The sequence below is a fragment of the Pantoea sp. SYBGC1 genome, assembly GCF_057197005.1.
The window spans coordinates 59,145-67,654 of the sequence record NZ_JBXUNM010000005.1 but is presented as its reverse complement, the minus strand read 5'-3'; the positions used below and the strand labels follow the sequence as shown (position 1 = coordinate 67,654).

Genomic DNA, 8,510 nt, shown 5'->3' with positions numbered 1-8,510 from the left:
TATCGTGATATTGGATTCGGTGGCTCTTCAAAATACCGGGTAAGGATTTTAGATTGTGCATGTTAAGAAAGTGAACAAATCCCGCAAGCTTTACCGCAGCCAAAACACAACGACGCGTCATCACTCGAATAACCCCGGCGGAGATTATCGCTGGGAGAGAAACAAAAAGAGAACGTCCGAAGAAGATTTACCTCTATGGGCATCGATGCATGGTAAGCAGCATCGTGGTCGCGATTATTCGCCGTTGTTCCATTTTCTGCTGAGTAAAATTGGACAACGTTGGGATAGGGTCTTTAGCGAAGCCGTAAAACGTCTGGATCGATCGGATCCAATTTTCTGGATGGTTGCTCAGCATGAACATCAGCAACGAGACATCGTGTGCTGTGGGGATTTCAGCTTTTATCCGGGTTTGTTTATTGATGAGAGGGGATTATTGCGACAGGTCGATCCGCAGATAACAGCCGAAGATATTCCGGTGACGTGTCGTTGTTGCACGCATACATTTATTGGCGTAACGGTGCCATGGAGAGGGACTTAATGAAGTTCGCGTTTAAACCTCCAAAATATAAATTTTGATAGCAAACCAATCCATAATAAGGTCTAGGGAATGTTTGAGATAACACTCGATGGCGAACAGATAGTTTTTGAGGGTGAGTGGGTTCAGCCAGCATCAATTGTTATTGATAATTACACAGAATCACTGTATCTGCCACTCTCTTACTGGAGTGCAGACGATTATAAAAAGGCATGGCTGGCATCGCTCAGAGAAGGTCTGGCCAGGAAAGATCATGCAGCATTAGCGGTCTCAATGTATGAACCTGAGCAAACTAATTTCATATTTACCTGGGTTTTATATTTTGACGGTATGGATGTCTACCTGCACAATAATATGGTTTTTTTAGATGAGTGCCGTGGCTTTACCGTTGAGCAGATAAATAAGTTTGTGGAGCCTCGCACCACTCATAATGAAGAGGGTATAAAAATATCTGAATGGCGCACTGATTTGAAAAGCGTCATTGATTTTTATCATCGCCTTGAAGCCTGAAGGCATTCGGGTTTAGATTTGCGAGACTTCAGGCAGCTCATTACACAGCCAGTTTTCCAGTTCTGTAGTTATCAGCCATCTGGTTAGGTTACCTGTAGCCGCGCTAACGGTGAATTCTTTCCCGGGCAGGACTTTCCGGATTTGAATCCATCCCGCTACGCCATTGTGAAGCATCAGTGTGAAAAGTGCAGTCTGCTTAATATGACCGTGCATCACGGCTTTAAGATGTGCTGCTGCATTGTGCCATGCATCAAAAAGTAGAGTGTGGTAATGAACACACGGGATCGCTCATCAATTATCTGATCTCATTCACATACATGAAATGCTCAGTACTGTAGCGGTGATGCGCCAGAATCACGGGGATGGCGCTCTGATCGAAGGAGACTTCATCTATTACCATCACGGCCTGTGGGAGCGTCAGCTCAAGCAGGGTAGCATCCTCTTCATTAGCCAGAGATGCCGTGATCTGCTCGCGTACTGCGGCCAGACGAATATCGAACTGCTCAAACAGATACCGGTAGAGCAGGGGAGGCAGCTGGTCTGCTGCAGGAAACGCAGGCAAACGGTTCGCGGGCAGAATCAGCGTCTCATGCATCGCCGCAATACCACTGACCCGCCGCAGGCGCTTCAAGCGGTAAACCTTGTCACCCGCCGCAATCTGCAGTTTCCCGGCTTCCTTAGCGGTGGCCATGCTTTCCTGATAATCCAGCAAGATAGTTTCAGAGAGCAGTAGACCGCCGGTTTTATCGTGCAGACGAAAGTACTGGAAGAAGTGGCTCAGGTTGTGCAGCGGGGCCCAGCCCGTGACCACCGTACCGGTTTTGCGCCGGCGCATCAGCATGCCTTCCGTGGTAAGTGCACTTAACGCTTTGCGCATCGTGCCCACCGACACACCAAACTTATGCGCCAGGCTGCTTTCGCTGGGCAGAATCGTGCCGGCCGGCAGCTCTCCCTGCAGGATGGACTCACTGATGTGGCGCTTAATCACGTCATGCAGCGGAGCACCTTCGCCTGCATTCAGCCGCATAAACGGTGCGGTGTTACCTGCGTCATAGTTTTTTTGCATAGCTGCGATTACCGGTTGACCCGTGTTGATAAATTGCATTATCTATAAACTATATAGTAATACAACAGGTAATCGCCCTGTGGATAAAAATAATCGTTTTAACAATGCGTTAGAGACTATTACCCGGGATACCGCGCAGATTACCGACGATCTGCAACGCATGCTTGCCGTGGATACCTGTTTTCCGCCGGGCAGCGGTTATGAGGCGTTTGCAGACCTGCTGACGCAGATGCTCGCGCCACTGCAGTTTGATTTTCAGCGCGTGTCTGTCCCGGAAGCGCTCTGGCAGGCTCCTGACGGCAGTGCACAGGGTGAGCGTGTGAATCTGCTGGCGACGCTCAACTGCGGGGCAGCTGAAAACTGTAATCTCTATTTTCATACTGACACCGTCCCTGCAGGTGATGGCTGGCGTTTTCCGCCGCTGGCGCTGACAGAGGCCGAAGGCAAGCTGTATGGTCGCGGAGCGGCCGATATGAAAGGCACCATCGTGGCCGCCATGGCCGCTATCCGCGCAGCGCAGGCCTGCGGCCTGCCACTGCGCTTTAATCCGGTATTTCTGCTGTGCACCGATGAAGAGGGAGGCCTCTATCCGGGCATTCGTTATCTGGCTGAGAAGCAGCTTTTCTCAGGGCATCTGCTGAGCTTCAACGGCGGGGCGGTACCGCGCATCTGGGCCGGATGCTTTGGCAGCATTGACCTCAAAGTGATTGTGCGCGGGCGGTCCGCCCACTCCGGCGATCCACTCGCGGGCATCAATGCCATTGAAGCCGCGCTTCCGCTGATGAACGCGCTGTATCAGCTGAAAGGGCAGGTTGAGCAGCGCACGTCTGCTATGCCGCCGCCCCCGCACTATGAAGGCAAACCGCTCACATCACTGCTGACGCTCGCCGCGGTACACGGCGGCAGCAAAGGCTCCACCATCCCTGAGCGGTTTGAACTGCTGATTAATCGCCGCTATGCGCCCGAAGAGGCGTTTGACGCAGTCTGGCAGGAACTTACCTCGTGTATCAGTCAGGCCATGGCGGAGAGCTGCGCGCTGGATGTCTCCGTGCAGCTGATTGGGCATCTGGCTCCGGTAGCTGATCCGTATGGGCCGCACTGGCCACGCTGGCAGGCGGCGCTGAGCCAGGGGTTTGGCTTTGCTGATGACGCTTTCAAACCGTGGGGATCATCCACCAGCTCGGACATGGGGTGGGTTCAGCAGGCAGGTATTCAGGAGATTTTGCTGGGCGGCTTAGCGCGCCCCGACAACCGGATTCATGCCGCCGATGAGTTTACCACGATGACCGATCTCATCGCTCTTTCGCAGTCCATTCTGGCGTATCTCGCCAGTGATTTTCAGCCAACCCAGGGTAGTTAAATCGCGAGGAAGAAGACATGTGCGCAATAAAAGCAGTCAATCGCCGGCAGTTCATCGCCGGTTCTGCGGTACTGACGGGGGCAGCAGTGCTCACCGGCCCTTTCTCTGCCCGCGCCGCGCCGGTAGCGAGCGCCACCCCCGGCGGCTCACCGCGCAGGGGAGGCGTGCTGCGTATCAGCGTTGACCAGGCCGTCAGCGTGATCAACCCGCATCAGGTACGTGTTAATCCGGAGTATCTGGTGGCAGAGCTGCTCTACAGCGGGCTGACGCGCCTGACGCAGGACATGAAGGCAGAATCGGACCTGGCGCAGTCGTGGCAAGCCAGTGCCGATCTCATGCAGTGGACCTTTACGTTGCGCCCCGATTTGAAATTCAGCGATGGCACGGCACTCACCTCTGCAGACGTGGTCGCCAGCCTCCTGGCGCTGCTCGACCCGAAGAACGCGTCACCTGCGCTGCATAATATTGGCCCCATCAAGACCGTCAGCGCCGGCGATGCCAGCACCGTACTGATTGAAACCGATTCGCCCTACGCTGACCTGCCAGTGATGCTCGCCTATCCGGACGCTAAAATCATTCCCGCCAGTATTGCTCAGGGCCAGATGGACCAGCTCAGTAAGCGTTCACTGGGCGCGGGTCCGTTCCAGCTGGTGTCATACGATCCTGAACGCAAAATTGTGGTGAAGCGTAACCCGCACTATTACGACCCGGCGCGCCCCTATCTCGACGGCGTTGAAGTGGTGGTCTATCCCGATGGGATTGCAGAGAGTTCTGCGTTGATCTCCGGGGATACCGATCTGATGCTGGGCGCGCAATCCAGTGAGTTTGCCCGCCTCTCTAAATCATCCGGCGTACTGCCACTGCGGGTGGCGTCAGGGCAGTTTTTGAACGTGAACATGGGCTGCGATCAGAAACCCTTTAACGATGCGCGCGTACGCCAGGCGCTGGCGCTGTGCGTGGACAGACAGGCCTCTGTGGATTTTGTTGCGGATGGGCTGGGCGCCCCCGGCAACGATACGCCCATTAATGCCGCTTATCCCTTTTACGCTGATTTGGTCCGCAAGGCCGTGGATTACAGTAAAGCCAAGGCCCTGCTGGCAGAAGCCGGTTATCCTGAGGGGCTCGATATCACTCTCATCGCCTCAGATAAACCTGCGACGCGCACACAGCTGGGCATTGCGCTGCGTGAAATGGCGAGGCTTGGCGGCTTTCGCATCAAGGTGCAAACCATGGCGCACAGCACCTATCTCGATCAGGTGTGGAAAAAGGGCAACTTCTACGTGGGTTTCTACAATATGCAGCCCACCCCGGATGCCGTGTTTTCGCTGCTCTATACCTCAACTGCCGCATGGAACGAAACCCGCTGGAACAACGCTGACTTTGACCGCGCGATCAAGGCAGCGAGAGAAACCCGCGATGAGGCTCAGCGCAGCACGCTGTATGCCAACGCGCAGCAGCTCATGCATGACGAGGTGCCTTCGGTGATCCCCACCTTCTTTGATTTGCTGGCGGCAAGTCGCGACTACGTCGCGGGCTACCACCTGCATCCCCGCGGCGCGGTGTTCCGTCTGGACCACGTCTGGCTTACCGGCAACGCGCCCGTACGCAGCGTGTAAGGAGAGACCGTGACCGCAAGCTATCTGCTTAAACGCCTTCTGCTGATGATCTACACCCTGCTGGTGGTGTCGCTGCTGGTGTTTGGTATCACCCAGCTGCTGCCGGCGGATGCGGCAGTGACCTTGCTGGGGCAGAATGCCACGCCCGAAGCGCTGGCGGCAGTGCGTGAGCGCCTGGGGCTGGATGCGCCGGCCTGGCTGCAGTACTGGCACTGGCTGACACAGGCGCTGCAGGGCAATTTTGGTGTCTCCATGCGCAACGGACTGGAGGTGGCGCCCGCACTGCTGACGGCGCTGTCGCGATCGCTGCTGCTGGCGGCCTGCGCGCTGATACTCATGCTGATCGTTGCCATTCCGCTCGGCATCTGGGCAGCCGTACGACGCGGAAAAACCGCCGATGTGTTGGTGAGCGTGATTTCCTATGCGGGGATCTCGTTTCCGGAGTTTGTGACGGCGACGCTGGTGCTGCTGCTGTTTGCGGACGTCTGGCAGGTTCTGCCCGCCACAGGCTACGTGCCGCTGAGTGAGGATTTTGTCAGCGGGATACAGCACCTGATCCTGCCTTCGGTCACAGTAGCACTGATTCTGGTGGCGCACGTCTCGCGCATGGTGCGTTCAGAAATGGTGGACGTGCTGCATACCGATTACATCCGTGCCGCCTGGCTGAAAGGCCTGTCGCGCCGGCGTATCCTCTGGCGTCACGCGCTGCGTAACGGTCTGTTGCCTACCATTACCATTGTGGCGCTGGATGTGGGCTACCTGCTGGGCGGTATTGTGGTTGTGGAAGAGATTTTTGCCATCCCCGGCATCGGTCGGGAGCTGATCGTTGCCGTACAGGCGCGTGACCTGCCGGTGATTCAGGCTGGCGTCATGATCCTTGCCGCAACCTATTCGGTGGTTAACTTTCTTGCCGATCTGGCCTACGTCATTCTGGATAAGCGGATTTCCTATGCCTGACATTTTAAAACGTTTACTGCGTTCACCGCAGGGCGCAGCGGGCGTGCTGATCATCCTGCTGACATTACTGATGGTGGCCGGCGGCGCACACGTCGCGCCCTTTGATCCCGAGTCCATCTCCATACTGACACGTTACAAGCCGCCAGGCGCAGAACACTGGTTTGGTACCGATCAGATGGGGCGCGATATCTTTAGCCGGGTGCTGGTGGGCGCGCGCTCTACGATTTTGCTCTCTCTGCTGGCGACCGCACTCGCCATGGTCATTGGCTCGGTGCTGGGTACGGCAAGTGCTTATCTGGGCGGCAAAATCGACGAATTTATGATGCGTACCATGGATGCCGTTATGGCTATCCCGAGTCTGCTGTTCGCGCTGCTGATTGTCAGCACGCTGGGGCAGAGCAGCATGAATGCGGTGCTCGCTATTACCATCGCCTTTGTACCCGGTATGGTGCGCATTTCACGCAGCGTGGCGCTGGCTGCGCGTCAGCAGGACTACATTAATGCGGCTATCGCCCGCGGCGAAGCAGCCCACTACATCATCCTGCGCGAGATGCTGCCAAATATTCTGGCACCGATCATTGTTGAGGCCACCATCCGCGTGGCATTTGCCATCATGCTGTTTGCCACCCTGAGTTTTCTCGGTTTAGGCGCCCAACCGCCTGAACCGGAGTGGGGCTTAATGGTGTCAGAAGCGCGAACCTACTTCTTCAGCGCGCCGTGGATGATGCTGATTCCAGGCCTGGCAATTGCACTGGTGGCCATTGGCTTTAACTTACTGGGCGACGGCCTGCGTGATGTTCTCAACCCACGGAGCCACGGATGATTGTACAAACTGCACCGGTGCTGTCGGTAGAAAATTACAGCCTCGATTACCGGCTCACAAACGGGCAGGCGCTGCCCGTACTGCGTGATATCAATTTACAGGTAATGCCCGGTGAAGTGCTGGGGCTGGTAGGGGAATCCGGCTCCGGGAAAACCACCCTTGGCTGGGCAATCATGCGCTGGCTGGCGAACAACGCGCAGGAGAAAAGCGGGGATATCCGTCTTAATGGTGACAGCCTTCTGAATTTAGCGGCGCCGGCACTGATGGCGCTGCGTGGGGCGAAGCTCGGCATGATCTTTCAGGATCCGGGCGCATCGCTTAACCCGACGTTAACACTGGGCGAGCAGGTCACAGAAGTGCTCCGGCGCCACCGCAGGCTGAGCGCCCGTGAAGCGCAGGAGCTGGCTGAATCCCTGCTGCATGATGTAGAACTCAAACACCCGGCACGTATGATGCGACGCTACCCGCATCAGGTTTCGGGCGGGGAGAAACAGCGCATCCTGATTGCCACCGCGTTTGCCTGTCAGCCAGCCTGTATGATTTTTGATGAGCCAACCACGGCCCTGGATGTGATCAGTTCCGCACAAATTCTCGATCTCTATGAACGCCTGCGCGAGGAGACGGGCGTGGCATCGCTCTATATCTCGCACGATCTGGCACTGGTGACAAAAGTGGCCGACCGCGTCTGCGTACTGGAAAAAGGCCGTATCGTCGAGCAGGCAGAGACACAAACGCTCTTTACCGCGCCGCAGCACAGTTATACCCGCCGGCTTATCGCGGCGGTGCCGAATCCACAGCACCGGCTGATCGCGGATGCTGCGGGCACGCAGCCGCTGCTGACGCTGAATAACCTCACCATCCATTATGGCCAACACGGCTTTATCGATCGCCTGCTGAAGCGCGAGGCCAATACCACCCGCGCCGCAAATGCGGTGTCGCTGACCGTGCATCAGGGGGAAATTCTGGGTGTGGTCGGCGAATCGGGTTCCGGAAAATCTTCTCTGGGCAGAGCCATTACCGGACTTGTGCCGTTTCACGGCGAGTTAAATTTCTGTGGTTCGGGAATGCAGGGCCCTGCGCAGATGGACAAAGCGTATCGCCGCCGCGTACAGATGATATTTCAGCATCCTGATGCCTCACTCAACCCCCGTATGACCATCGGTGAGATAGTTGCGCGTCCGCTTCGTCTGTACGGCTTGCCGCCTGGCGAAACGGAAGCGCAGGCGGTAGCACGTTTGCTTGAAGAGGTGCGTCTGCCGGCGGAGTTTGCCACTCGCTATCCCCATGCGCTTTCGGGCGGACAGAAACAGCGCGTGGCCATTGCACGCGCCTTTGCCAATCCCCCGGACCTGGTGATTTGCGATGAGATCACCGCTGCGCTCGACGTATCAGTGCAGGCCACCATCATTGAGTTGCTGCTGACGCTACGCCGTCGCTATGGCACGGCCTATCTGTTTATTACCCACGATCTCAACCTGATCCGTCAGATTGCCCACCGCGTGGCGGTGATGTATCGCGGCGATCTGGTCGATGTTTTGCCCGGCGGGAATATGTCGTCACTGGCGCAACACCCTTATACGCGTGCGCTCCTTGACGCTGTGCATATTCCCGATTTGTCTCCGTCCGTCGCTTAATGAGAAGCA

At 56.5% G+C, this 8,510-nt stretch carries 8 protein-coding genes; 7 read left to right on the top strand and 1 reads right to left on the bottom strand.

What is annotated here, in order from left to right:
* Positions 1–55: 55 nt before the first annotated feature.
* Positions 56–538 carry a hypothetical protein gene (locus AC2CF9_RS10920; RefSeq protein WP_484556969.1) on the top strand — a complete coding sequence of 161 codons (483 nt, stop codon included), beginning with the start codon at positions 56–58 and terminating at the stop codon, positions 536–538.
* A 69-nt stretch (positions 539–607) separates the two neighbouring features.
* Positions 608–1,045, top strand: a complete 438-nt coding sequence (locus AC2CF9_RS10915) for a hypothetical protein (protein WP_484556968.1) — start codon at positions 608–610, stop codon at positions 1,043–1,045.
* Between the two features lie 295 nt (positions 1,046–1,340).
* On the opposite strand, the gene AC2CF9_RS10910 is transcribed toward AC2CF9_RS10915, so the two are convergent.
* Positions 1,341–2,111: a GntR family transcriptional regulator gene (locus tag AC2CF9_RS10910; RefSeq protein ID WP_484556967.1), complete on the bottom strand. Its 771-nt coding sequence runs from the start codon at positions 2,109–2,111 to the stop codon at positions 1,341–1,343.
* Positions 2,112–2,190: 79 nt separating this feature from the next.
* On the opposite strand from AC2CF9_RS10910, the gene AC2CF9_RS10905 reads away from it, so the two are divergent.
* The 5 genes from AC2CF9_RS10905 to AC2CF9_RS10885 are packed head-to-tail and all read left to right on the top strand — an operon-like array spanning position 2,191 to position 8,501.
* Positions 2,191–3,471 carry a M20 family metallopeptidase gene (locus AC2CF9_RS10905; protein ID WP_484556966.1) on the top strand — a complete coding sequence of 427 codons (1,281 nt, stop codon included), beginning with the start codon at positions 2,191–2,193 and terminating at the stop codon, positions 3,469–3,471.
* A 17-nt stretch (positions 3,472–3,488) separates the two neighbouring features.
* On the top strand, positions 3,489–5,087 hold the full coding sequence (locus tag AC2CF9_RS10900; protein WP_484556965.1) for an ABC transporter substrate-binding protein: 1,599 nt from the start codon (positions 3,489–3,491) through the stop codon (positions 5,085–5,087).
* Between the two features lie 9 nt (positions 5,088–5,096).
* Positions 5,097–6,044 carry an ABC transporter permease gene (locus AC2CF9_RS10895; protein ID WP_484556964.1) on the top strand — a complete coding sequence of 316 codons (948 nt, stop codon included), beginning with the start codon at positions 5,097–5,099 and terminating at the stop codon, positions 6,042–6,044.
* Positions 6,037–6,867, top strand: coding sequence for an ABC transporter permease (locus AC2CF9_RS10890; RefSeq protein ID WP_484556963.1), 831 nt, complete (start codon positions 6,037–6,039; stop codon positions 6,865–6,867). Before AC2CF9_RS10895 ends, AC2CF9_RS10890 begins: the two co-directional genes overlap by 8 nt.
* Entirely contained in the window at positions 6,864–8,501 is a 1,638-nt protein-coding gene (locus tag AC2CF9_RS10885; protein ID WP_484556962.1) for a dipeptide ABC transporter ATP-binding protein, read from the top strand. Before AC2CF9_RS10890 ends, AC2CF9_RS10885 begins: the two co-directional genes overlap by 4 nt.
* Positions 8,502–8,510: the final 9 nt, after the last annotated feature.

Bases quoted from the DNA above. Each gene is read 5' to 3' on its own strand.
- AC2CF9_RS10890 (WP_484556963.1), top strand. From the start codon at position 6,037: ATGCCTGACATTTTAAAACGTTTACTGCGTTCACCGCAGGGCGCAGCG.
- AC2CF9_RS10910 (WP_484556967.1), bottom strand. From the start codon at position 2,111: ATGCAAAAAAACTATGACGCAGGTAACACCGCACCGTTTATGCGGCTG.
- AC2CF9_RS10915 (WP_484556968.1), top strand. From the start codon at position 608: ATGTTTGAGATAACACTCGATGGCGAACAGATAGTTTTTGAGGGTGAG.
- AC2CF9_RS10900 (WP_484556965.1), top strand. From the start codon at position 3,489: ATGTGCGCAATAAAAGCAGTCAATCGCCGGCAGTTCATCGCCGGTTCT.
- AC2CF9_RS10885 (WP_484556962.1), top strand. From the start codon at position 6,864: ATGATTGTACAAACTGCACCGGTGCTGTCGGTAGAAAATTACAGCCTC.